Origin of the sequence: Rossellomorea sp. DA94 (genome assembly GCF_029834455.1) — a bacterium.
In the GTDB taxonomy this organism is placed as follows: domain Bacteria; phylum Bacillota; class Bacilli; order Bacillales; family Bacillaceae_B; genus Rossellomorea; species Rossellomorea vietnamensis.
This window is the reverse complement of sequence record NZ_CP122397.1, coordinates 4,059,685-4,085,617: the sequence shown is the minus strand read 5'-3', so window position 1 is coordinate 4,085,617 and position 25,933 is coordinate 4,059,685. Positions and strand designations below refer to the sequence as shown.

General features: G+C 44.9%; 25 protein-coding genes and 2 riboswitches. All 25 genes read left to right on the top strand.

All coding sequences use genetic code 11. The features are described 5' to 3' along the window. The first annotated feature begins 25 nt into the window (after positions 1-25). The 25 genes from fliS to P8596_RS21090 all read left to right on the top strand — a co-directional run bounded on the left by fliS (position 26) and on the right by P8596_RS21090 (position 25,923). The gene (gene fliS, locus P8596_RS21210) at positions 26-430 is read left to right on the top strand and encodes a flagellar export chaperone FliS (protein WP_279724990.1); all 405 of its coding nucleotides are present in this window, start codon (positions 26-28) and stop codon (positions 428-430) included. Further along, entirely contained in the window at positions 430-777 is a 348-nt protein-coding gene (fliT, locus tag P8596_RS21205) for a flagellar protein FliT (RefSeq protein ID WP_279724988.1), read from the top strand. Before fliS ends, fliT begins: the two co-directional genes overlap by 1 nt. Before the next feature lie 654 nt (positions 778-1,431). Continuing rightward, on the top strand, positions 1,432-2,010 hold the full coding sequence (gene hpf, locus P8596_RS21200; protein WP_034764401.1) for a ribosome hibernation-promoting factor, HPF/YfiA family: 579 nt from the start codon (positions 1,432-1,434) through the stop codon (positions 2,008-2,010). A 114-nt stretch (positions 2,011-2,124) separates the two neighbouring features. Next, positions 2,125-3,234 carry an aminopeptidase gene (locus tag P8596_RS21195; protein WP_279724986.1) on the top strand — a complete coding sequence of 370 codons (1,110 nt, stop codon included), beginning with the start codon at positions 2,125-2,127 and terminating at the stop codon, positions 3,232-3,234. A 14-nt stretch (positions 3,235-3,248) separates the two neighbouring features. Then, the gene (locus tag P8596_RS21190) at positions 3,249-4,085 is read left to right on the top strand and encodes a DUF1028 domain-containing protein (RefSeq protein ID WP_279724984.1); all 837 of its coding nucleotides are present in this window, start codon (positions 3,249-3,251) and stop codon (positions 4,083-4,085) included. Between the two features lie 130 nt (positions 4,086-4,215). Further along, the gene (locus P8596_RS21185) at positions 4,216-5,340 is read left to right on the top strand and encodes a YecA family protein (RefSeq protein WP_279724981.1); all 1,125 of its coding nucleotides are present in this window, start codon (positions 4,216-4,218) and stop codon (positions 5,338-5,340) included. Between the two features lie 380 nt (positions 5,341-5,720). Then, a complete protein-coding gene (gene secA / locus P8596_RS21180; RefSeq protein WP_279724980.1) occupies positions 5,721-8,231 on the top strand; it encodes a preprotein translocase subunit SecA in 2,511 nt (836 codons plus the stop codon). Positions 8,232-8,568: 337 nt separating this feature from the next. Then, a protein-coding gene (gene prfB / locus P8596_RS21175; protein WP_156030177.1) for a peptide chain release factor 2 occupies positions 8,569-9,670 on the top strand; the annotation gives its coding sequence in 2 pieces (ribosomal slippage) (positions 8,569-8,640 and positions 8,642-9,670; 1,101 coding nt in all). A gap of 410 nt (positions 9,671-10,080) precedes the next feature. Then, entirely contained in the window at positions 10,081-10,953 is an 873-nt protein-coding gene (locus P8596_RS21170; RefSeq protein ID WP_061810140.1) for a YitT family protein, read from the top strand. 80 nt (positions 10,954-11,033) lie between these two features. Beyond that, positions 11,034-11,348: a cytochrome c551 gene (gene cccB, locus P8596_RS21165; protein ID WP_159362867.1), complete on the top strand. Its 315-nt coding sequence runs from the start codon at positions 11,034-11,036 to the stop codon at positions 11,346-11,348. A 570-nt stretch (positions 11,349-11,918) separates the two neighbouring features. After that, entirely contained in the window at positions 11,919-12,605 is a 687-nt protein-coding gene (gene ftsE, locus P8596_RS21160) for a cell division ATP-binding protein FtsE (protein WP_034764386.1), read from the top strand. Continuing rightward, positions 12,595-13,479 carry a permease-like cell division protein FtsX gene (gene ftsX / locus P8596_RS21155; protein ID WP_034764384.1) on the top strand — a complete coding sequence of 295 codons (885 nt, stop codon included), beginning with the start codon at positions 12,595-12,597 and terminating at the stop codon, positions 13,477-13,479. Before ftsE ends, ftsX begins: the two co-directional genes overlap by 11 nt. 39 nt (positions 13,480-13,518) lie before the next feature. Beyond that, positions 13,519-14,877, top strand: a complete 1,359-nt coding sequence (locus P8596_RS21150) for a murein hydrolase activator EnvC family protein (protein WP_254652373.1) — start codon at positions 13,519-13,521, stop codon at positions 14,875-14,877. Positions 14,878-15,048: 171 nt separating this feature from the next. After that, positions 15,049-15,137: riboswitch (cyclic di-GMP riboswitch) on the top strand. Positions 15,138-15,141: 4 nt separating this feature from the next. Beyond that, a complete protein-coding gene (locus P8596_RS21145; protein WP_279724979.1) occupies positions 15,142-15,501 on the top strand; it encodes a hypothetical protein in 360 nt (119 codons plus the stop codon). A 210-nt stretch (positions 15,502-15,711) separates the two neighbouring features. After that, positions 15,712-16,290 carry a class I SAM-dependent methyltransferase gene (locus tag P8596_RS21140; RefSeq protein WP_279724977.1) on the top strand — a complete coding sequence of 193 codons (579 nt, stop codon included), beginning with the start codon at positions 15,712-15,714 and terminating at the stop codon, positions 16,288-16,290. Positions 16,291-16,305: 15 nt separating this feature from the next. Further along, positions 16,306-16,917 carry a hypothetical protein gene (locus tag P8596_RS21135; RefSeq protein ID WP_279724976.1) on the top strand — a complete coding sequence of 204 codons (612 nt, stop codon included), beginning with the start codon at positions 16,306-16,308 and terminating at the stop codon, positions 16,915-16,917. Next, the gene (locus P8596_RS21130) at positions 16,910-17,491 is read left to right on the top strand and encodes a peroxiredoxin family protein (RefSeq protein ID WP_279724974.1); all 582 of its coding nucleotides are present in this window, start codon (positions 16,910-16,912) and stop codon (positions 17,489-17,491) included. The genes P8596_RS21135 and P8596_RS21130 overlap by 8 nt, the downstream gene beginning before the upstream one ends. An 83-nt stretch (positions 17,492-17,574) precedes the next feature. Further along, positions 17,575-17,955 (top strand): DUF302 domain-containing protein, encoded by a 381-nt coding sequence (locus P8596_RS21125; RefSeq protein WP_098439039.1) that lies wholly within the window; start codon positions 17,575-17,577, stop codon positions 17,953-17,955. 127 nt (positions 17,956-18,082) lie between these two features. Next, on the top strand, positions 18,083-19,222 hold the full coding sequence (locus P8596_RS21120) for a trans-sulfuration enzyme family protein (RefSeq protein ID WP_279724972.1): 1,140 nt from the start codon (positions 18,083-18,085) through the stop codon (positions 19,220-19,222). A gap of 88 nt (positions 19,223-19,310) precedes the next feature. Beyond that, positions 19,311-19,429: riboswitch (SAM riboswitch) on the top strand. A 285-nt stretch (positions 19,430-19,714) separates the two neighbouring features. Continuing rightward, complete coding sequence (locus tag P8596_RS21115; RefSeq protein ID WP_279724970.1) at positions 19,715-21,010, top strand: O-acetylhomoserine aminocarboxypropyltransferase/cysteine synthase family protein; 1,296 nt, start codon at positions 19,715-19,717, stop codon at positions 21,008-21,010. Between the two features lie 63 nt (positions 21,011-21,073). After that, complete coding sequence (gene metX, locus P8596_RS21110; protein ID WP_279724969.1) at positions 21,074-22,147, top strand: homoserine O-acetyltransferase MetX; 1,074 nt, start codon at positions 21,074-21,076, stop codon at positions 22,145-22,147. A 162-nt stretch (positions 22,148-22,309) separates the two neighbouring features. Beyond that, positions 22,310-23,767, top strand: a complete 1,458-nt coding sequence (locus P8596_RS21105) for a S41 family peptidase (RefSeq protein WP_279724967.1) — start codon at positions 22,310-22,312, stop codon at positions 23,765-23,767. Positions 23,768-23,917: 150 nt separating this feature from the next. Next, positions 23,918-24,679 (top strand): glucose 1-dehydrogenase, encoded by a 762-nt coding sequence (locus P8596_RS21100; RefSeq protein WP_279724965.1) that lies wholly within the window; start codon positions 23,918-23,920, stop codon positions 24,677-24,679. 12 nt (positions 24,680-24,691) lie between these two features. After that, a complete protein-coding gene (locus tag P8596_RS21095; RefSeq protein ID WP_279724963.1) occupies positions 24,692-24,877 on the top strand; it encodes a hypothetical protein in 186 nt (61 codons plus the stop codon). Between the two features lie 17 nt (positions 24,878-24,894). After that, positions 24,895-25,923, top strand: coding sequence for an alpha/beta fold hydrolase (locus P8596_RS21090; RefSeq protein WP_279724961.1), 1,029 nt, complete (start codon positions 24,895-24,897; stop codon positions 25,921-25,923). The last annotated feature ends 10 nt before the right edge of the window (positions 25,924-25,933 follow it).

Genomic DNA, 25,933 nt, shown 5'->3' with positions numbered 1-25,933 from the left:
ATGCAAAAACTAAAGGAGTGTCAATATGGCAATCAATAACCCTTATACAGCATATCAGAACAACTCGGTCAACACTGCATCCCCTGGGGAGCTGACACTTATGCTTTATAACGGAAGTTTAAAGTTTATTCATATCGCTAAGAAAGCCATTGAAGAAAGAAATATGGAATTGAAAAATACGAATATCCAGAAAACACAAGCAATTGTTAATGAATTGATGGTGACCCTTAATACTGATCTGGAAGTTTCACAGAGTTTAATGTCTTTATATGACTACATTAATCGTCGTTTGACTGAAGCAAATATAAAGAATGAGGTTACTATTTTAAATGAAGTGGAAGGCTATATAACAGAATTTCGAGATACTTGGAAAGAAGTTATACAGTTGAATCGTCAAAAGCAGCACGCCGGAGTAGGTGGGCAAGCTTAATGAGCGCGGTTCTTCATTGTTATACCATAACAAAGAAATTAAAAGAAGCGATTGAAAAATTGAATGAAGAAAATAGAGAAACAACCATTGAAGAAATTGATTCTCTTTTAGAAAAAAGACAGCAACTACTAGGTACTATCAATCCTCCATTTTCAGCAGAAGAGCAGTCTTTAGGTAAACAAATGATTACTTTGAATAAGGAAATCGATTCGAATCTACTAAAATTACGTGCTGAAGTTAAACGTGATATGAATAACTTAAATAAGAAAAAAGAATCAGCGCAAAAATATAGAAACCCCTTTGAATCCATGCAATATGATGGAATGTTCTATGATAAAAAGAAATGAATGAAAGCTTCGTAAAATAATCCCGATTATTTTATGAGCTTTTTTTAAGAGAATAAGAATTATCAAAATAATGTCTTGCTATAAGAGTACAGGTGGAAGAGCTACCAATCATATATTGAAAAAGTTGATAAAACCATAGTAGACACCGAAAACTTCTTGCTAGCCTTGGCGAAAATCCCCTAGAAAAATATAAATTCTATGTGATAACCAAATTAAATACTCAAAATTGGAAGATGTCTTAATGTACCTATTTTCGGTGCCAGGCACATAAACCCTCGTCGGTGCCAGGCACTAAAAGCATAAAAGTACCTGGCAACTACAACCACAACCCCTAAACCCATTCACAAACCCGCCTCAATTTATACACCAATTCTCCAAATTCCCTCCGTTTATTCCCCATCAAAAGTGAGAAAATAATACTATAAAGAGTGATGGTTGAGTAAATACACATTGGAAATAGCTCAGTCAAATACACATCGTACCTCACTCTATCACTTTTCCAAACCCTTATCACATCAATGCATTCGACAATGTTCACAGTAACATGACAAAAATGTCGGATAGTTGACAAAAAATTTTGAAAGTTTAGGCAGGGATATTTAAGGGAATGGAGAATATATAAACATAGCTTTATTTTTAAAAGGAGGAGTTTACATGTTGAACTACAACATTCGAGGCGAGAACATTGAGGTAACTCCAGCGATTCGCGAACACGTGGAGAAGAAGATTGGCAAGTTAGACCGTTACTTTAATGAAACTCCTGATGCAAATGTACATGTTAATTTGAAAGTGTATCCTGATAAAAATACGAAAACTGAAGTGACTATTCCAATGCCGCAATTAGTTCTACGTGCAGAGGAACGCAACGCAGATATGTATGCGGCCATTGATCTGATAGTAGATAAATTGGAGCGTCAAATTCGCAAACATAAAACAAGAGTGAACCGGAAGATGCGTGAAAAGGGCAGCCCGAAGGAGTTCTTCGCGGCTCAGGAAGATCTGAATCATGTTTCCCCTAACGGTGCAGCTGCCGTTGAATTGGAGGAAGATGACGATGCGGAAGTAGTAAGAACAAAACAGTTCAATCTGAAACCGATGGACAGCGAAGAAGCGATCCTGCAGATGAATATGCTGGGTCACACATTCTTCATCTTCACTGACGCAGAGACGAACGCAACGAACATTGTGTACAAGCGTCGTGACGGCAAGTATGGCTTAATTGAGACAAACTAAATACATCATCGAAATCCTGTAGTCGCTTTGACTGCAGGATTTTTTTAGTGGATAGGAGGATTTTACCATTTTTTGTCGAAGTTTGAAGGTAGACAAAAAATAGGGGGAAATCAAATGAGAGATCCACGATTAGGGAAGTTAGCGGATGTACTGCTGACTCATTCATTGAAAGTCAAAGAAGGGGAAAAGCTCATGATTGCCGGAGAGCATTCAACGAAGCCCCTAATAAAAGAGCTCCTTAAAAAAGCTTACGAAATAGGAGCTATTCCTTACTTTGAACTGGGAGACCAGGAATTAAATCGGATCATGGCCACACATGCCAAACCAGAGCAGATGATTCTGCGAAATAAATGGAATTTGGAGCAGTATCAGGATTTGGACTCCTTTATCAGTATTGCCAGTGATGCCAACGACGCGGAGATGAGCGAAGTCCCTGCTGAACAATGGCAGGAACTTATGCCCCATATGAAAGAATCCAATGATTATCTCATACAAAACAAAAAGTGGGTTCTATTAAACTATCCAAACTCCTCACTCGCCCAAAAAGCGAAAATGAGCTATGACTCATTCTTCAACTATCTCATGGAAGTCTGCACGGTCGACTACAAGCAGATGGAAGCAGCCCAGAAACCACTGAAAGAGCTGATGGACAAAACGGACAAGGTACGCATTACCGGTGAAGGGACGGACCTTACGTTTTCCATCAAGGACATTCCGTCTGTCATGTGTTTCGGAGAGCGGAATATTCCGGACGGAGAAGTATATACGGCTCCTGTGAAGGATAGCGTGAACGGGACGATCTCTTATAATACGCCGACTCTGTACCGAGGTTTTTCTTTTAACAATGTGTCCCTTACCTTTGAAAACGGAAAAATCATCAAAGCAACCGCGGATAAAACGAAGGAACTGAACGATATTCTGGATACAGACGAAGGTGCCCGCTTTATCGGGGAGTTTGCCCTTGGGGTGAATCCGAAGATCAATGAGCCGATGCTGGATATTTTATTTGATGAAAAAATCAACGGAAGCTTTCACTTCACACCGGGACAAGCCTATGAACAGGCAGACAACGGAAACCGTTCCAATGTCCATTGGGATATGGTGTGTATCCAGCGCCCTGAATACGGCGGCGGGGAAATTTATTTCGATGATGTTTTAATTCGTAAAGATGGGTTATTTGTAGTAGAAGAGCTAAAAGGATTGAATCCTGACGCTTTAATCTAAAGGAGGATTTCACCATGACGTATTCCATTATAGGATTTGACCCGGAAGAGATGGAATGGGGGATTGCAGTCCAATCCAAGTTCCTCGGTGTTGGTTCGGTTGTGCCGTTTGCGAAAGCGGGAGTCGGGGCTGTGGCGACTCAGTCCTACGCCAATACTTCCTACGGGCCCCAGGCGCTTCAACTGATGGAGGAAGGTAAGACGGCGGAAGAGGTACTTGATATCATCACCAGGGATGACCCGGAGCGCCCATTGCGCCAGGTGGGATTGATCGATGCGTGTGGCAACCCGGCCACTGTTACCGGTGAAGGGTGCTATGACTGGGCAGGTGGACAGACTGGAATGCATTTTGCCGCTCAGGGAAATATTTTAGTAGATGATCAAACCGTGAAGGCGATGGCGGATACCTTTGAGTCCACCACCGGGTCTTTGGCTGAAAGGCTGCTCCACGCCCTCGATGCCGGCCAGGAAGCAGGCGGTGATTCCCGTGGCATGCAGTCGGCTGCCCTATTAGTCGTAAAGGAGAACGGTGGATATGGCGGGTTCAATGATCGGTATATTGACCTCAGAATTGATGATCACGCCTCTCCTATCCAGGAACTGAAGAGGATCTATCTACTACATCAGCTCTACTTTAAAGAATCAGATGCCGGCAGGGTGGTCCTTATCGAAGGTGACATTCACGATGAAGTGGAACGTGAACTCACCCGTCTTGGCTATGCAAAAGAAGAGCAGTCCCTCTATCAAAATTTGAAAGACTATCTCCATACGGAGAACTTCGAAATGCGTGAGCAGGAAGAGAATTATATCGATTTGGATGTCTTGGATTATATGAAAAATCAAGGAAGATAATTGTAAAAAGAACCAGTCGGAAAGTGATTGGTTCTTTTTTCTTGTTTTAAAACAGTTTAATGCTTGCCTGAAATGTTATATAATGAACCTTTGTGTACGGGACTCAGAGAAGTTGGAGGTAATTACAAACATGAGTACAGTCGGAAGAAATGAACCATGCCCATGCGGCAGTGGAAAGAAATATAAGAAATGTTGCGAAAACGTTGTGAATATAGATACCCTGGTAAGTCAGGAACTGGATGTGCTGCAGGCACAGCTGTATGACTTCATAGCTACGGCTCAGTCTGCCGAGATGGAAGAATCCTATCATCACTATCTGTCCAAGATGGATTTGATGCAGGCGGATCCTGATATATACGAAATGGCATTTGTCAGTTGGTACGGAGCGACTCAGAAGGATGCTGACGGTGTTCGTTTGATCGAACGGTTTGTGGATAAGCAGCTGAGCACGGTGACTCGACCACAGACAGCTGAGGTATTGGAGTCTTGGAAAAATGTACGGGTGACAGCGGGTACGGTAGAGAAGCTTGATGACAATACACTGCGTGTCGGGGAAGCGATCACGGGAGATACGCTTATCGTGACCGAGAAATTCGGTAAGCTTGAAGAGAACAGCTTCTTCCTGGGATTATTATTGCCGAACGGGGAGAAATATCTTCCGTTTGCTCAATACTTCATTTATCCGGCGATTGAAAAGGCGGCGATGGAGTTAGTGAAGATCCGTTTCGAACAGGGTGAGTTTGAAACTCTTCATGGTTACTTATCAGGTCAGTACCTGGAAATCGCGGATGTCGGATTCGTCCTTTATAGTGCGGAGAAGAAGAAGGCTGGAAAAGCAGCGGCAACGGATAAAGCGTCTGCTGAATCAGATCCAGCGCATGATTCTGATAAGGGTTCTGCAGACTCCATTGAAGGCGTCGAAATCTGGAAGACGCCGGAATACAATGAAGCGATCACTTCACTTCAATCCTTCCTGACTGAAAAAGGGGAAGATAAGAAAGAGAGTGAACTGCTCGTAGCCGTATTGGAAAAATACTTCTACACAGAACGCCCTACGATCCGCAACCCGAAAATCTACTCGGGGGCTATGGTCGACATGGCGAAAAACATCGACGAAATCAGTATCCGCCACGTTCAAAAAGAACTCGCCGAATACTTCGATGTCTCTGCCAACAGCATCTCAAGACGAAGCAAGCAAATCTGGGAAAGCTACCAGGACACCGTCTACGAACTGCTGAAAGCAACGAACGCCTAAACCAAACTCAATACACACCCTACAAAAGTCGTCTGATAAAGGCGGCTTTTTTTGAGGGACGGACCTCCCAAATCACGACCGTTGTGGAAAGAAAGGTTGATATGAAAGCATTCAACCTTCCAAAGGGCAGCAATAGGGAGGTCCGTCCCTCAAAGGCTTAAGTTGTAACCGGTATGGGATAGTGGTAAGATTGATAGGGAAAATATCGTGTTTGTGTGGGAGGATAATTGGGTTTTGTAGCGAATTTTAAGTAGAGTGATGCGGAAGAGGTCCTGGGAATTTACAGGGATTTCACATTATTCTCATCCAAATCTCATTTTCTTTCGTTATACTTGTGACGTTTGGCTCTCATTCCAACACAGATAAAGGAGCGTTTATACATGCTTGGTCTACTAAATAAAGTGTTTGATGCGAATAAAAGAGAATTAAAAAGGCTGGAGAAGCTGGCCGATCAAATAGAAGAATTAGGTCCTGATATGGAACGTTTGACGGATGATGAAATCCGTGAAAGAACGGAGCGTTTCAAAGAACGCTATCAAAAGGGTGAAGATTTAGAGGACATGCTCGTTGAAGCATTTGCTGTCGTACGGGAAGCGGCACGCCGCGTATTGGGTCTATACCCGTACCGCGTCCAGCTCATGGGTGGTATCTCCCTTCATGGCGGGAACATCTCCGAGATGAAAACCGGTGAAGGTAAAACCCTCACGGCGACGATGCCTGTTTACTTAAATGCCATCACAGGAAAAGGCGTTCACGTCATCACGGTCAATGATTATCTGGCGAGCCGTGATGCGGAGGAAATGGGGAAACTGTACAATTTCCTGGGACTGACTGTTGGGCTCAATCTCAACTCAATGTCTAAAGATGAAAAACGCGAAGCATATAGTGCGGACATCACATATGGTACGAATAACGAATTCGGATTCGATTACCTTCGTGATAACATGGTCCTCTACAAAGACCAAATGGTTCAGCGCAGCCTTCATTTTGCCGTTATTGATGAGGTCGACTCCATCTTGATCGATGAAGCACGTACACCATTGATCATTTCAGGTAACGCCCAGCGCACGCCTCAGCTTTATATCCAGGCGAATGCGGTCGTACGTACTCTGAAAAAAGAAGAAGATTACACATATGATGAAAAAACAAAAGGTGTTCAATTAACGGAAGATGGAATCAGCAAGGTGGAAAGAGCCTTCCATATTGATAACCTGTTTGATATTTCACACGTAACCCTGAACCACCACATCAACCAGGCGTTGAAAGCTCATGTAAGTATGCACCGTGATGTGGATTATGTTGTCCAGGAAGGCGAAATCGTCATCGTTGACTCCTTCACGGGACGTCTGATGAAAGGCCGCCGTTACAGTGACGGTCTTCACCAATCGATTGAAGCAAAAGAAGGTCTTGAAATTCAGAATGAAAGCATGACGATGGCAACGATCACGTTCCAGAACTACTTCCGTATGTATGAAAAGCTGTCTGGTATGACGGGTACAGCGAAGACGGAAGAAGAAGAGTTCCGTAATATTTACAATATGAACGTTATTGTCATCCCTACGAATAGACCGATCGTTCGTGATGACCGCGCCGATTTAATTTACGCGTCCATCGAAGGAAAGTTCAACGCCGTAGTGGAAGACATCAAAGAACGTAACGATAAAGGACAGCCTGTACTGGTCGGTACGGTTGCCGTTGAAACGTCAGAATTGATTTCTAAGCTCCTCACGAAAAAAGGCGTACGCCATAACGTGTTGAATGCGAAAAACCATGGCCGTGAAGCGGAAATCATTTTAGAAGCGGGTCAGCCTGGTGCTGTGACGATCGCCACGAATATGGCCGGTCGTGGTACAGATATCAAGCTTGGCGAAGGCGTCATCGATCTTGGCGGTCTTGCCGTCATCGGTACGGAACGTCACGAATCAAGACGTATCGATAATCAGCTTCGTGGACGTTCCGGACGTCAGGGAGATCCAGGGGTGACTCAATTCTATCTTTCAATGGAAGATGAATTGATGAGAAGATTCGGCTCCGACAACATGAAGAGCATGATGGAACGTCTTGGAATGGACGATTCCCAGCCGATCCAGAGTAAAATGGTCAGCCGTGCTGTCGAATCGGCTCAAAAACGAGTGGAAGGAAACAACTTCGACGCTCGTAAACAGCTTCTTCAATATGATGATGTCCTGCGTCAACAGCGTGAAATCATCTACAAGCAGCGTAACGAAGTCATCGATTCCGAAAACCTTCGTGACATCGTTGAAGGCATGATTAAATCAGTCATCGAGCGCCAGGTAGCGGCTCATACGGCAGAAGAAGAGATGGAGAATTGGAATCTGCAAGGTATCGTGGATTACGTCAATGCCAACCTTCTACCGGAAAATGACGTGACAGTCGACGACCTTCGTGGAAAAGAAGCCGATGAAATGATGGCTCTCATCTTTGAAGATGTACAGCATCGCTACAATGAAAAAGAAGAGCAGCTGACACCGGAACAGATGCGTGAGTTTGAAAAGGTCATCCTGCTTCGCGCCGTTGATACGAAATGGATCGATCACATCGATGCCATGGATCAACTTCGCCAGGGTATCCACCTCCGTGCATACGGACAAAATGATCCACTGCGTGAATACCAGCATGAAGGCTTCGCCATGTTCGAAAGCATGGTACTCGCCATCGAAGAAGACGTGGCAAAATACGTCATGAAAGCGGAAATCCGCAACAACCTGGAACGCCAGGAAGTGGCCAAGGGCCAAGCGGTCAATCCGAAAGAAGACGGAGCAAAAACCAAAAAACAACCAGTCCGCAAACAAGCAGACGTCGGACGCAACGACCCATGCCCATGCGGAAGCGGCAAAAAATACAAACACTGCCACGGCATAACCGGATAATTTTTATGATTTGAGATGATACCTGGGACTTATTTTGCTAAAATAAATCCCAGGTACTTTTCCGTTTTTTATGGGTTAGATAAATTAGAAGGCATTAATAATGAATATACTTGTAAAATTGGCAAGTGATAAAACACTATTGATTGAAGCGGAAGGTGCTCGACTCCTGCGGGAAACGCGTGGAAGTTGAGACCCCACAGGGCTTTAGCCCGAGGAGGCTCAAGCCACGCCCCGCGGAAAGCGAGCACCTGCAGCGGAAATCACACTACTGTCTAATACAAACTTCAAAATGATTTTTACAAAACAACAACCCAAATAACTATAGAGGTGACCACACATGGAACTATCAGAAATCAGAGCAGAGTTAGAAAAATCAGCTAAGACATTAGCGGACTTCAGGGGGTCTCTTTGACTTAGAAAACAAAGAGGCACGAATCCAGGAACTGGACGAAATCATGGTCCAACCCGACTTCTGGGATGACCAGCAAACAGCACAGGGACTGATCAATGAAGGAAACGGCTTGAAGGAACTCGTCAATGAATACAAATCATTGCTTGAATCACAAGAGAACCTCGAATTGACACTTGAACTGGTCAAAGAAGAGCCGGATGAAGAACTTCAAAAAGACCTGGAAGAAGAGCTTGCTGACTTGGTCAAACGTTTAAATGACTACGAGCTGCAGCTTCTTCTAAGCGAAGAACATGATAAAAACAATGCGATCCTTGAACTGCATCCCGGTGCAGGCGGAACCGAGTCCCAGGATTGGGGTTCCATGCTTCTCCGTATGTACACACGTTGGGGTGAAAAACGCGGATTCAAGGTGGAAACACTCGACTATCTTCCAGGTGATGAAGCAGGGATCAAGAGTGTAACGTTAGCGATAAAAGGTCACAACGCATACGGCTACTTGAAAGCTGAAAAGGGCGTACACCGTCTTGTGCGTATTTCACCGTTCGATTCCTCAGGCCGTCGTCACACATCATTCGTATCTTGTGAAGTGATGCCTGAATTCAATGAAGAAATTGAAATCGACATCCGTACGGAAGATCTGAAAATCGATACGTACCGTGCAAGTGGAGCCGGTGGACAGCATATCAATACGACCGACTCAGCTGTCCGTATCACTCACTTACCGACTAACGTGGTGGTAACGTGTCAATCGGAGCGTTCTCAAATCAAGAACCGTGAGTCAGCGATGAAAATGCTGAAAGCGAAGCTCTATCAGAAGCGGATCGAAGAGCAGGAGCAGGAGCTTGCTGAAATCCGTGGAGAGCAAAAAGAAATCGGATGGGGAAGCCAAATCCGTTCCTACGTCTTCCACCCATACTCCATGGTCAAAGACCACAGAACCAACACAGAATCAGGAAACGTACAAGGCGTCATGGACGGTGACATCGACCCATTCATCAACGCCTACCTGCGATCCAAAATAAAGTAATACGTGATAAAAAACTGACCCCGTCAACCACTGGCGGGGTCAGCTTTTTTGAGGGACGGACCTCTAATCAGCACCATAAAGCCACTGTTTCCCCCCAGCCAAGGTCCGTCCCTCAAACCTCACCTCATTAATGCTTTAACACGTTATTGAACTGTTATTTACACCTTTATGCGCCCATGCTATACTCTCAAAGGTTGATACAGGAGGGTCTGATGAAGGTATCACCCTCTATATCATCTTCTTCATCACAGGTTTATGAAAACAGAAGTTCTGCGTTTCTTTGGATGTATATGTATACTTCTTCACAATCCAGGGGTGCCCTTACGGAGGTCCGTCCCTCGAGGAGAGTTGCATCAAAGAAAGCGTTTGTACTCATACTATTAATACATAGGTTAAAGGAGTCGTACTGGATGGGTTTGAAGGAAAGGCGTCGTGAGCAGGTAGTTAATCCACGTAAAGAAAAATTGTTAGAGTATTTGTTTGTTGTGTTCGGTTCAACCATTGTGGCCATTGCGTTTAATGTTTTCTTACTGCCGAATGAGGTCGCTTCAGGAGGAGTAAGCGGGATATCCACGATTCTGAATGGATTGTTTGACTGGAAGCCCGCATATGTTCAGTGGGCATTCAATATACCATTATTCATAGCAGGATTGATCTTCCTTGGTCTTCAATTTGGAGTCAAGACAGCTATCGGTACGGTGTTTTTACCACTGGTCGTGTTCTTGACCGAAGACTGGAAACCCTGGACGGAGGACCCCCTGCTTGGAGCCTTATTCGGGGGAATCGGAGTAGGACTTGGATTAGGGATCGTATTTCGTGGAAGAGCTTCTACGGGAGGGACGGACCTTGCAGCCCAGATTGTCAATAAGTTCACGGGTCTGTCCTTGGGAACCTGTGTTGCCCTGATAGACGGGATGATCGTCCTTTCTGCAGCCATCGTTTACGATATTGAACGTGGATTATATGCTTTGATCGGTTTATATGTAACAAGTAAAACCATCGATCTCGTCCAAGTAGGAATCAGCAGATCGAAAATGGCGCTGATCATTACCAATCGTCAGGAAGAAGTTCGTGAAGGAATTCTGAATAAAATAGACCGTGGAGTGACAAAACTATCAGCATACGGTGGTTATACGGATGACGAGCGCCCGATCCTCATGTGTGTCGTGGACCAGACAGAATTCACAAAACTGAAACAACTGGTCAAAACCATTGACCCTTCAGCATTCGTCGTAACAATGGACGCTTCAGAAGTATTGGGGGAAGGTTTCAAACGGGTTTAAACTTGGTATAATTATGTAATAGAGGGACGGACCTGACAACCGATCCGTGACTCTGAAATATGTTTCCTAGGGGGATAAAAATGAAGAAAAAGCTGCTAGGTGTTCTTTTTGGCGCTTCATTGGTACTTGCAGCCTGCGGTGGTAACGACGGCGACAGTACAGAAACAAGCTCCGGCGGAATGGATCCTGAAAAAATCGTGAATAATAAGTGCTCCAGCTGTCATGGTGGGAACCTTGAAGGCGGAATGGGGCCGGCCCTTAAAAATATTGGGGCAGAACTAAGCAAAGATCAAATCCTTGAAACCATCAAGAATGGTAAAGGACAAATGCCTCCTGGACTCATTAAAGGTGATGAAGCAGAAGCGGTGGCAGAATGGTTATCGAATAAGAAATAAGATTGGGAGAAGAATCCAATGGGTTCTTCTTTTATTTTTGGCGAGATCTGCTTAAACTTCCCCAATCGAGGCTGTTGTTTTATGGACAAAACTTCCTCTAAATAGATATCCACAATTGTTCCCCAATTCTTCTTTAAGTCTTTGTTACAGAACCTTTTCTCATGAAATCATGTAATGGTAATTCACCCTACCAGGTAGAATTATAACCTAGTAACTTAATCTGATTACCATCAACTTAGCGTTTGTCACGACGGTACCCCAATACGATAGGATGTAGTATTAGTACTAGTTACTAGGTATAAATAACTATAAAATGATCTGATTATAGGTAAAATCGACAACAAAACAGGTAATAAATTCACATTTTTTCAGGTTCTGAAATGTAAATGTAATAATTTTTTTCCTTAACTTACTATAAAGAGATGTTATAATAATTTTCGGAAGCGTAATTCGAGGTTTTTCACCATTTTTTGTCTAACGGTGATAAAGACGACTTTGGTTACGTGCCGTGTACATATGTCGATAACAGCCAAGAGGGTAACTACATAATACAAATTAGGTGATTTTAAAATGATAGAAATGAAAGACGTCTACAAGCAGTACAGCAACGGTGTCATGGCTGCTAATGGCTTTAACGTACACATCAAGCAAGGAGAGTTTGTGTATGTGGTTGGGCCGAGTGGTGCCGGGAAGTCTACTTTTATTAAAATGATGTACCGCGAAGAACGTCCTTCCAAAGGAGATATCGTTGTAAATGGTATCAATCTCGCAAAACTGAAAAATAGTAGAGTTCCATACTTAAGAAGAAACGTGGGGGTTGTATTCCAGGATTTCAAGCTTCTACCATCGCTGACAATCTATGAAAACATTGCCTTCGCACTTGAAGTGATAGAAGAACATCCAAAGCAGATTAAGAAAAGAGTCATGGAAGTACTGGACCTGGTAGGGTTAAAGCATAAAGCAAGAATGCTGCCGAATGAACTTTCCGGTGGGGAACAACAACGTGTATCGATTGCTCGATCCATTGTGAACACACCGAAGCTTGTGATCGCGGATGAGCCTACAGGAAACCTTGATCCCGAAACATCCTGGGATATCATGAACATTTTTGAAGAAATCAGCAACCGTGGAACCACGGTGATCATGGCTACGCATAACCGGGAAATCGTGAATACGATCAAGCATCGGGTAATCGCCATTGAAAATGGCCGGATTGTCCGGGACGAACAGCGAGGTGATTACGGTTATGAAAGCTAGAACATATGGCCGCCACTTTAGAGAAAGCTTCAAAAGCATCGGTCGTAACGGCTGGATGACATTCGCATCAGTGAGTGCTGTTACCGTGACACTACTACTTGTTGGTGTGTTCATCGTCTTGATGCTAAACATGAACAAGGTAGCAACTGATATTGAGAAAGACGTTGAAGTACGGGTCTTACTCGAAATTGGGACTGAAAAATCCCAAACTGAACAAATAGAAAAGAAGATACAAAACATAAGTGGTGTGGAATCGGTTGAGTATTCTTCCAAAGAAGAAGAACTTCAGAACCTCGTCAAGGATCTGGGAGACGATTTCAGATTGTTTGAACAAGATAACCCATTATATGATGTGTTTATCGTAAAAGCAGACAATCCAAGGGACACCGGGAAAATCGCAGGTCAAATCAGCAAGTTTGATGGTGTCAATGAAGCCCTTTACGGGGAAGCGAAGATTGAAAAACTATTCAATGTACTGGAAATGAGTCGGAATGTTGGACTTGTATTGATCATCGGTCTGTTGTTCACGGCAATGTTCCTTATTTCAAATACAATCAAAATTACCATTGTCGCCCGAAGAAGGGAAATCGAGATAATGAAACTCGTGGGTGCAACCAACTGGTTTGTACGCTGGCCATTCATATTAGAAGGTTTATGGCTTGGAATTTTAGGTTCTATTATCCCGATCGCTCTTGTCTCAACAGGTTACTACTATGCCTATGGATTTATTAAACCAAAACTACAAAACAATTTTATTCAGATATTAGATTTTACCCCCTTTATCTATCAAGTAAACGGATTAATTCTATTAATGGGTTGCCTGATCGGGGCTTGGGGAAGCTTTATGTCTGTGCGTAAATTCTTAAAAGTGTAAAATTTGATAGGTTGATAGAAGCTGAAAGGAGCATGCCGCTTGAACAAGAAGTATTTCATATCATTATCTATTGCAGCAGCATTAACAATCGGAAGTCTACCAACGTTAGCAACCACTGCTAGCGCTAACTCCTCCGTGGAGGACTTGAAGAAACAGCAGGACGACGTTTCATCTAAAAAAGAAGAGATCAATGGCAAGATTAGTGAAAAAAATTCTCAAATCGACCAAACGATCAATAAACAAAAAGACCTTGAATCACAGATTGCCGAAATCAGTACGAAATTAAAAGATACAGAAACGAAGATTGCCGAAAAAACAAAAGAAATTGATGAAACAACAGCAAAGATCAATAAACTTAAAGCGGATATTGAAGAGTTAAAGAAGAAGATTGAAGAGCGTAATGAACTTCTGAAGGAACGTGCTCGTGCCATTCAGGAAAAAGGCGGCTCTGCCAATTACCTAGACGTACTACTAGGAGCGGAAAGCTTCGGAGACTTCATCAACCGTGTCACAGCAGTGAATACCATTGTAAGTGCAGACAAAAAGATCATGGACGAACAGAAACGTGATCAAGAGGAATTAGAGAAGAAGCAAGCGGAAGTGGAAAAGGAGCTTGCTGATCTAGAATCGTCTAAAGCAAACTTGGAATCGTTGAAGAAAGACCTTGATAGTCAAAAGGCTAAAAAAGCTGAATTATTTAAGCAGCTGGAAGCTCAACAGGCTTCATTAAAAGTAGAAAAAGCCGATCTTGAGAAAGAGTCCGATGAACTTTCAAAAATGGAACATCAGCTTGAAGGTGAAATCCAGGCTGAGCAAGCACGTCTGGCAGAATTAGCCCGTCAGCGTGAAATCGAACGTAAGCGCCAGGCAGAAGCGGAAGCGGCGAAGCGTGCAGCAGCACAACAGCAGGCGACAGCAAGCAGCAGCGGCGGGTCTTCATCAGCATCAGTAGCTCCTGAAGAAACAGCTCCAAGTGCCCCTGTAAGTGCAGGAGCATGGACAGCACCAGCACGTGGAACAATCACAACCAACTTTGGTTGGGATGTCTTAAATGGTGAGCGACGTTTCCACTACGGTACAGACATTGCGGCACGTGGAAGTGTTCCAATCTCTGCAGCAGCAGATGGTTATGTCATCAAGAGCCATTACAGCTCAAGCTACGGTAACGTAGTGTACATCACTCACTCTATTAACGGTCAAATGTTTACCACTGTGTATGCCCACATGTCTTCTTCATTAGTGAGCACTGGACAAGCAGTAAATAAAGGTGACAAAATCGGTTACATGGGTAACACAGGTTACTCTTTCGGACAGCATTTACACTTTGAACTATACAGAGGTTCATGGAGTGCGTCACACGCTAATGCTGTTAACCCACGTCAATATATTAACTTTTAAGTTTTAAAAGTCCCTCTTCTATTTTGAAGGGGGACTTTTTTGAGTGAAGGCGGAGGAACTCTTTCTTCCAACTACTTGTAAAGATTGTTAACTGGTAAATCAACAACTTGTTTACGAAAGACTGTTTTCATATCCTTATTTTTCTAGTATAATGGCAATATTCAAGTGATTTTTCGAAAAAGGCAAACTAATTGAAAGATTAGGACGCAAAACCACGGGTCTACCATTTTTATTAAAATAATGATCGCCGGGTTACCGAAAACAATGGAAGCAATGAATACTAATTCGAATCTTTTTCTAGTATCATTCAGCCTGCCTTTTTGGTGGGCTTTTTCTCTGGGAATGTTCGTTTTTGTTGGATTTGAATCTGTACGAAGGATGATGATGTTGGAGTTAGCAGATATAAAAAGACAATTAAGAAGTTTCTGCAGAAGAAATCGCACAGCATTGAAGTACACTCATATTGGTGAGTACTCTGCGGAAGAAGTGTGTGAGATGTTTATTGAATGTGTCGGAATCGAAGAGATACAAAAGATTCTACATGACATTGACATTATCAATCAACGCGGTGGAGATACCGTCAAATACTTCATGCTCATCCTCGAAGGATTGAGAGCTGCTTAAGATTTAGATTCCTTCACAGGGGAGCATATTTTCACGTCGTATACGAAAGGATCCTTCAGAGAGGGATCCTTTTTTGCCGGGAAAAGAGCACTATCACCGTCTGTAATCATGACGGTAAGGGATACACTATGAGTAAATCACTTGCCTGAATGATGGAAATTTAAGATACTAATACATAATAGGGTATATATTTCGAACGGAGGAAACGTCATGACCGGACACTTATTCGAACATCACAAAGCTTCAAAGCTGCTTGACCCGGAACGACAAGAGCTTGTACCAGTGGATAATGTATTAAAGTTGCTTCAATTGAGGAAGGAGGATATCGTTGCCGATCTAGGCTGCGGGAATGGCTATCTAACCCTTCCGATTGCCAAAGAGGTGGAGACGAAGGTCCAGGCGGTAGACCTGCAGCAGGAGATGCTTGAGTACCTTAAACATCGTGCTGGGGAAGAAAACATAGATAATATCGTGTATGTAAAGTCGTCTCTTGAATACCTTAGCTTTAACAAAAGTACATTGGATAGGGCCGTTTCTGCCTTCGTCTTACATGAAGTGCCGGACCTGATCAAAGTCTTTCAGGATCTTCACGATATGCTGAAGGACGATGGAATCTGGTTGATTCTTGATTGGGAAGCGGTGGAATCGGAAATGGGTCCTCCTTTAGAAGAACGTATACCATCTGAGGAACTTGAACGTCAGCTCAATTCAGGAGGATTCAAGACAACAGTGGGGCATCTGCATCCTTCTGTATACTATATCGTTGTGAGAAAAAACACTTCTTTATGAAAGGTGTAGAACTGAATGGATGAAAGATGGTACACCGTAGGCTCTCTTACTTTCCCATCAATCTGGGGAGCGATCATCGCCTCGTTCATTTTGACCTTTCTTTTCCTCTACTTCTGGAATCGAAAGGCTAGCGACTGGTATTCAAATGGAGTTTTTTACTGCTTGGTCATCTGGAAGCTGAGTGTCATTCTCGTTGATTTTCAAAATGTCATTGAACATCCCATTACGATCCTTTATTTCAATGGTGGAATGTGGGGGTATTGGTTAGGCTTGCTGACAGTGCTTTTATTCATTTTCGTTAAAAGGGTGGATAGGACGTCTCACCTGGTCATTGCCTGGATGAGCACAGTCGTTTTCTTTGAACTTATCTTTCATTTGCTCCAATTTGATATTCTTGCAGGGGTATTTCAATTCATCATCAACGGTGCACTGATCTTATTTTTACTGAAAAAAGAAAATGATAGCGATACTTGGGCCATCCAATTGGTGATCGTTTTCACCCTTCTTCAACTGCTATTCCAATCCATTTATGGAGGCTTTATGTTTACCACTGTCACCTGGACGTATCTCATTGTGATGGTTTATCTTATCTTTTTCAACGGAAGGTGGAAAACGAACATTGAATAAACGAAATTTTGCTCTGGCGATCGTTGCCCTGCTGATCGGGATCTTCCTGGTGAATTTGTTTCAGGATCAACAGGAAAAAAAGGCAAAAGAAGAGGCTGACCAGTTGGCCAAAGAGTCCATGGATCTGACTGATGCCAAGCAGGGGCTCACGAAAGGGGATCGTGCACCGGACTTTACCTTGACCACTTTAGATGGTGAAGAAGTCAAGCTTTCCGACTATCAGGGAAAGAAAGTGATCCTGAATTTCTGGGCCACCTGGTGCCCGCCATGTAAAGCGGAAATGCCCCATATGGAACAGTATTACGAAAAAAACGCGAAAAAAGAAAATGTCGAAATCCTTGCCGTCAACTTGACCTCACAGGATGATGGGGAGAAGGCAGTCCAGCAATTTGTCGACGGTTACGAACTCACTTTCCCCATTCTCATGGATGAGAATGGGGATATCGGAGACGAGTACCGGGCATTCACGATCCCGACCACTTACATGATCGACACAAACGGCCTCATCCAGCACAAAATCGTCGGCCCCATGAACGAAGAAATGATGGGTAAAATGGTCGAAGGGATGAAATAATGAGAGGGACGGACCTCGATCAGGACGTTTCAATGCATACACTATGAGGTATAAATAACCATGACCCAAAAAGGAGGATCACTATGTTCCACTACACAAAAGAAGTTTCAATGAATGTGAAGGATGCCGTATCAGCAGTAGAGGCAGCCTTGAAAGAAGAAAGCTTCGGGGTTCTGTGGAATCTTGACCTGGCCGCAAAGCTTCAGGATAAAGGGCTGGATTTTAACGAAGAAGTCGTTGTCCTGGAAGTATGTAATCCCCACGAAGCGAAAAAGGTGCTGGAAGAAAGCATGCTCGTCAGCTATTTCCTGCCTTGTAAAGTGACGGTATATACAGAAAAGGGAACGACGAAAATCGGTATGGCAAAGCCGAGCAAGCTGATTGAAATGGTTGATAACGATGAATTGAAGCGGTTGGCGTTGGATATCGAAAATCGCCTGATCGGGTGTTTAGAAAACGTCTGACGAGGAGAACCTGTTGCATTAATGCGACGGGTTCTTTTTTTTGCCTCCCAACACCTCATACTCCTCACAATCTTCTGAATATGATACACTTTTAAAAATACATAGATTCAGGAAGGATGACAGTGAAATGAAATTCACCACCAAGGTCGTACATAGTCAGCTGAAAGGAACAGAGGAAATCCGTAGTAAGACAACACCGATCTACCAGACGTCTGCTTTTTCTTTTACGTCTCTGGAGGAGCTTGAGGGCTTCTATGAGGGGAAGTCTCCTTATCTTTATTCAAGGACGGGTAATCCCAACACGGATGAACTTGGGAAGATGGTGGCAGAACTTGAAGGAGCTCCTGCCGGTGTCGCCACGTCTTCCGGATTGTCGGCGATCCTGGTTGGTCTCCTTGCCATTGTTCAGGCAGGGGACCATATTGTTGCGGCGGAGGATTTATACGGAGGCACTTTCCATATGCTGAAAGAAGAGCTGAAATCATTCGGTATTTCGACCTCCTTTGTCGATTTCACGAGTGAGGAGGAAATCGAGGCAGCACTTACTCCCGACACCAAACTTCTCTACAGTGAGACGGTAACCAATCCATTTATGCGGGTAGAGGATATTTCAAGAATGGTAGCTCTTGCCGAAAAGCATAACCTGAAATCGATGATCGACAATACATTTGCTACTCCATTTCTGCGTCAGCCCTACCTTGAAGGGGTCGATCTGGTCGCTCACAGCGCTACGAAGTATATCGGCGGGCATAGCGATATCACAGCGGGAGTCGTAGTCGGAAATGAAGAACTTGTTCAAAAGGCAAGGGAAAAGGTCGTCAACATAGGTTCCAACTTAAGTCCTTTTGAAGCATGGCTCACATGCCGGGGGGCGAAAACATTGGCACTTCGGGTGGGGACCCAGGCTCAGAACGCGGGAACACTTGCAGATGAACTGCGCAGCAATGAGCAGGTGAAGAAGGTCTATTATCCAATTGATCTATCCGATAAAGGAAATGGCGCAATCGTCACCATCGAACTCGATGACAGCTGCAATATCAGCACATTCTTCAAATCCCTTGGGTGGATCAAGATCATCCCGTCCTTGGCCGGCGTGGAAACAACGGTTTCCTATCCGCTTGGAACCTCTCATCGTGCCCTTCCGAGAGAAGCGCAGGAAAAACTAGGCATCAACACCCATGTGGTGCGCATATCGTTAGGTATCGAGGATGGGGAAGATATCGTTTCTCAATTCAACGAGGCAATAGCAGCTTCTGTTAAAAAATAAAAAATTCTGAAAATGGTCTTGACGTTGAGGCTGGTTACCCTTTATAATTCATCTCAACGCATGAATTTTTCACATTGACAATTAAATGCTCTTATCCAGAGAGGTGGAGGGACTAGGCCCGATGAAACCCGGCAACCTTCATGTACGCACTATGCGTCACATGAAAAGGTGCTAATTCCTGCAGGCGATCTGCCTGAAAGATAAGAGGAGGACCCTATTCAATTAGACCCTCTTCTTAGGAAGAGGGTTTTTTATTTTATCCTCTTCTCGCTTCTTAGGCTTTTGCATGGGGGTTCAGCAGGAGAATGTTTGGATGATTTCACCTGCTGATATTCTGTGAAAAATCAGCAGGTGAAATCATCCCGAAAATCAGCAGCTGAAATTCTTCACAAATTCAGCTGCTAAAAAAAACCATCCAATTCAGCAGCTGAACCCAACCAACCAACCATCCACATCAATCCAAAAACTAAAAAACTCTAGGAGGAATTCCAAATGACCAAATCATTCGATTTCGACACACTTCTTCTTCACGGCGGCCAGGAGCCGGACCCAACTACAGGCTCAAGGGCGGTACCCATCTATCAAACGACATCCTACGTGTTCGACAACAGCGATCACGCCGCAAAGCTATTCGCCCTTGAAGAACCGGGAAACATCTACACCCGTATCATGAACCCGACCGTTGACGTCCTTGAGAAGCGCCTCGCCCTTTTAGAAGGGGGAATCGGAGCCCTGGGTGTATCATCCGGGATGGCCGCCATTTCTCTTTCCATCCTGAATATAGCCGGTGCAGGGGATGAGATCGTGGCAGCCACCAATCTGTACGGTGGAACGTACAATTTATTCTCTACGACTCTTCCGAAATACGGAATCAAGGTTCATTTCGTCGATCCGACTGATCCGGAAAACTTCCGAAAGGCGATTACGCCGAAAACAAAAGCGGTATTCGCAGAGACGATCGGAAATCCGAGCCTGCACGTCCTGGACATCGAGTCGGTGGCGAAAGTGGCCCATGACCATCATATCCCACTCATCATCGATAACACATTTGCCACACCATATGTGTGTAAGCCGATTGAGTGGGGAGCGGACATCGTCATTCACTCTGCAACGAAGTGGATCGGCGGCCACGGTACGGCCATCGGGGGAGTCGTCATCGACGGTGGGAAGTTTGATTGGAATCATGAAAAATTCCCTGGATTCACAGAAGAGGACAGAAGCTATAATGGACTTCGCTACGCACAGGATGTAGGGGCGGCCGCATTCATCACAAAATTAAGGGTGCAGCTGCTTCGGGATCTCGGGGCGTGCTTAAGTCCGCAGAACGCATTTCTGCTATTGCAGGGACTGGAAACCCTCCATCTCCGCATCGAACGTCACACGGAGAATGCCTTGAAGATTGCGGAACACTTAAATCAGCACAGCGGAGTTGCCTGGGTTTCTTATCCGGGTCTGCCGCAGCATCCGTCCTACGCTCTTGCTCAAAAATATTTGAAAAATGGAGCAGGTTCCATCGTCGTCTTTGGAATCAAAGGGGGCAGGGACTCAGGACGTAAAGTCGTCGACAACATTTCCCTCTGGTCCCATGTTGCCAATGTAGGGGATGCGAAGTCATTGATCATCCATCCAGCGTCCACGACGCATCAGCAATTGAACGATGAGGAAATCCGGGCCACAGGCGTAACCGAGGACCTTGTAAGACTTTCCGTCGGATTGGAATCTGCGAAGGATTTGATCGAGGATCTGGATCATGCGATTGAGGTGGCGTTGGAAACGTCCCGGGTATAAAAGGAACTGATTTCACCGGGGTGCCGCGGCGTCCCGAACAACATAAAAAAAGGAGGTGGAGGAATGGAGAATTCATACTCATACGAAGTAAGCTCCATTACCATCCCATCCCTCACATTAGAGTCAGGCACCACATTGCACAATGTAAATCTGGCCTATGAACGGACCGGCAATAAAGAAGGCCCTGTCATCCTCGTTTGCCATGCCCTCACCGGAACCCATATTGTGAAAGGGACAAGAGAGGACCGGGGCTGGTGGGATGGACTGATCGGACCAGGATCCTACATTGATACCGATCTATACAATGTGATTGCTTTCAATGTGTTAGGGGGATGTGAAGGCAGTACGGGACCGACGTCCACGGATCCTGAAACCGGAAAACGTTACGGACCGAATTTTCCCCACATTACCATACGGGACATGGTCCACGCTCAATATGAAGCACTCCAACAGTTGTCCGTCGACCACATCGAAGCAGTGATCGGCGGGTCGCTTGGTGGAATGCAGGCATTGGAGTGGGGAGCCCTGTACCCGGCATATATCCATAAGGTATTCGCCCTCGCCGTCTCACCGGCATTGAATGATTACGGTCTCGCCTTCAATCATATCGGGATCACAGCGATTGAAGGGGATCCCGATTTTCAAAATGGCCACTATCCTCACGGGTCCATATTAAAAGGACTTGAGATTGCCAGGATGGTCGGGATGGTGACCTATCGTACACAGGAGTTGTTTGACAGGCGCTTTCAGCGGGAGAGGACGAATGAGCAGTACAATGTAGAAAGCTATCTTGATTATCAAGGAAAGAAACTCGGAAAGAGATTTGATCCGAACAGCTATCTGACCCTCCTGAAAGCGATGAACACCCATGATATCGGGAGGGGAAGGGGAGGCACGGAACTGGTCGCCGATTCCTATCCGTGCGAGCTGGTCTCGATCAGCTATGAGGGTGATTTGATCTATTCTCCTCACTATTTAAAGGAATTCACCACACAAGCCGCTAAAGGTGAACATTACTTTATCCCGACAGCCTTCGGTCATGACGGGTTTCTTGTGGAATTTGAGAAATGGGGAGGGATCATCTCTTCTCATCTGAAAAATCATCAAAATCAGAAAATCGTGACGGGTATGAAATAATCCGCTGCCAATCATAACTCGTCCCCCTCCGGCATATAGTTAAATAAGCAAAGACATCGCACCGCCTAAGCGCGTTTTTGTGTGGTGTCTTTTTCGTTGGATGGGAATGCGTACGCTGCTCTCATCCATACCATAAACTAACGACAAGCTGGAGGGGAATATATGGAGTGGACGGGCAGAAAGCTCATCATCACCATCATCATTAGCATGTTGATCGGTGCAGGAGGAATGTATGGCGGCTTGGAGTGGACGGGCAGTTCCGGGTCCGGGGACGAGCTGGCCCAGTTTAACGGCAAAGGGGAGCTGAATGATAAGCTTCACAAGGTGGAAGTCGCGTATGATTTGATCAGTGACAAGTTCTTTCAGGATGTAGATAAGGGACAGCTCGTGGAAGGGGCGATTCAGGGGATGCTGAAGACCCTGGACGATCCATATTCGGTGTACATGAATGCGGAGACCGCTTCCCAATTCAATGACGCGTTGGATTCTTCCTTTGAAGGAATCGGGGCAGAGGTCACAATCATGGACGGGAAACTGGTCATCGTGGCTCCTTTTAAAAATTCTCCTGCCGAGAAAGCCGGGCTGAAACCGAATGATCGCATTATCAAGGTGGATGGGAACAGCATTGACGGGCTTGACCTTTATGAAGCCACGTTGAAGATCAGAGGGAAAAAGGGTACGGAGGTAAAATTGGAGATTACGAGAGAGGGTCTTTCAGATCCGATCGAGGTGTCCGTGAAGCGGGACGATATCCCAGTTGAAACGGTGATCTCCAATGTGAAGGAAGTCGATGGGAAAAAGACGGGCTATATCCAAATTACGACCTTCTCGGAAAATACCGCCGTCGATTTTAAAAAGCAGCTGGCAGAACTCGAGAAGAAAAAGGTAGAAGGATTGGTTCTTGACGTGAGGGGTAACCCGGGTGGACTCCTTTCCAGTGTGGAAGACATCCTCAAACAGTTCGTGACCGAGAAAAAACCGTATGTGCAAATCCAGGAACGAAGTGGAGAGGTGCTGAAATCCTTCTCCAACAGTAAGGAAAGAAAAGCGTACCCGGTGGTGGTTCTCATCGATGAGGGCAGCGCATCGGCATCTGAGATCCTGGCAGGGGCCCTTAGTGAGGCGGAAGGATATCCACTGATTGGGACGAAGAGCTTCGGAAAAGGGACCGTGCAGCAGGCAGTACCGATGGGTGACGGAAGCAATATCAAGCTCACCATGTTCAAATGGCTGACCCCGAACGGGAATTGGATTCATAAGAAGGGGATCAAGCCGGATATCCCGGTCAGACAGCCATCCTACTTCTATGCCCATCCTCTTCAAGTGGAAAAACCAATGGAAGAAGGCACGAACAATGAGCAGGTGAAAAACGCCCAGGAAATGCTTCAAGGATTAGGTTTCACCCTTGATCGTGTCGATGGTTATTTCAGTAAGAAAACCGCTAAAGCCGTCAAGGATTTTCAGATCCAGGAAAGCCTGGACGTAACGGGAGTCATTGACGCCAAGACCGGCGAAAGGCTGCAGGAAGAAATATTTGAAGCGGTGCAGAATGAAAAGAACGATTTGCAGCTGCAGGCAGCCTTGGAGTATATAAACCGTACGGCCAGTAAGGATCAGTAAAAAGCAGAGATCTCTCTTCGTGAGAGGTCTCTTTTTTTGTGGGGGCATTTGATTCAATTTCGACTGTATGGAGCGGAGAATCCGCACTTATTCTCTCAATCTATCTATTATAATAATGACCTTCCATTTACTAGAAAGGAGATTGATAGAATGTTCTCAGTCAAAGACAAAGTCGCCATCGTCACAGGCGGTGGACGGGGCCTCGGGAAAGAGATGGCCCTGGCATTGGGAAGTGCTGGTGCTCATGTTGTGGTCTGTTCGAGAAACCAGTCGGCGTGTGAAGAAGTGATGGAAACGTTGATTGGTTCAGGTGTAAGGTCACTCGCCATTCCTTGCGATGTGACGCTGAAAGCGGATGTTATACATGTAGTGGAAACGGTGATGAAAGAGTTTGGAAGAATCGATATATTGATCAATAACAGCGGGACGTCCTGGGCCGGTCCATTTGCTGACATCCCTGAAGATAAGTGGGACAAGGTGATGGATGTCAATGTAAAGGGGGCTTTTTTATTTTCCCAGGAAGTGTCCCGGATCATGGTCAGGCAAAAAGCAGGGAAGATCATTAACATCGCTTCCGTTACGGGGTTTGGCGGGACGAACCCCATGCTCATGGATACGGTACCCTATAATACGAGCAAGGGTGCGGTCATGACGTTGACGAAAGATCTTGCCGTGAAACTTGCACCGCATAATATCCAGGTGAATGCCATCGCTCCCGGTTTCTTTCCAACCAAGATCACGAAGGAACTTTTTGCTAGTCAGGGAAATATGATCAAGCAGCATATACCAGCAAGGCGATTTGGACAGGGAGAGGATCTGAACGGGGTCGCCATCTTCCTTTCCTCTGCTGCTTCTGACTATATAAACGGTCACATCTTAGTCGTGGATGGCGGCATCCGGGCGCAGGTATAAGGAGGGGGAGACATGGATCTATTTTATGAGGAACTGAAAAAAATCGGAATGAGTGTGGAGTATGAGTTGAATCAGTGGATTGTAGGGAAGCTTGATGACCCGGAAGTGGTAGCGGTCGTCAAACAATGGCTTGAATTATTCCAAACAGTACTGGTATTCATTCAACTTCTTTCACTCTTACAGACGCTGAATGAATAAAGAATGGAAGTGAATACATGAAAAAAGAGATTGAACAAAAAGAACGAGCCCGTTGGAAGGGATTCATCGAGACTTTGCAAAATGATAGTGAGTGGCAGCCGAATTTTCCAAGGGAAAAGATCTGGACGAACAATAATAGTAGATTGTGGCACTATGCCCCTGTAAATGAAAACGGGCATATTCCTGTGTTCTTACTATACTCGCATATTAACAAGCCATGCATCCTTGATTTGACAAAGGAACACAGTCTGATAGGGACATTTCTTCAAGAAGGATACGACGTTTATCTTCTTGAATTTGGTGAACCCGTAGTGGAAGAGAAAGGTACAGGAGTCGCGGAGTATCTGTCTCACTATGTGGACCCGTGCATAAAGAAGGCCCTTCAACATAGTGGGAAGGACGAGCTGTCCCTTTCCGGATTTTGCTTAGGTGGGACGCTGGCTGTCATTTATGCCGCTTTAAACCCCTGCCTGATCAGAAATCTGCTTCTTTTTGTCACGCCGATTGACTTTGGTCAGGTCCCCGCTTATCACAATTGGGTGCAGGCTTTGAAGAAAGACGAAATAGATCTCCCGGGTATCATGGAAAGAATCGATCTCATACCGGCCCCCATGATCCGTTACGGGATGAGGGCTTTAACTTCGCCCATTTACTATTCTCCCTACTTGTCGTTGTTAAATAAAGCCTACGATCCCGACTATGCCCATTATTGGCGTCGGTTCAATCAATGGACAAATGATCACATTTCCCTGACCGGAGCCATGGGCCGTGACATTATCACTTATTTTGTAAAAGAGAATGTGCTGATGGCAGGGGAATTTGAACTCGCCGGCGTAGAAGTGGATTTGAAAAAAATCGATTCGAACCTTTACCTGATTTCTTCCCAATATGATCACTTGGTTCCTTCCTCGATTAGCACGCCCTTGCTGGAACGGGTGTCTAGCACGAATAAGGTAGCAGCAGAGGTAAGGGGAGGCCACGCAAGTCTGATTAAATACGGGATATCAAACGAATTGAAAGAGTGGCTGAATCAATACTCACAATAAAAGGAGGGGA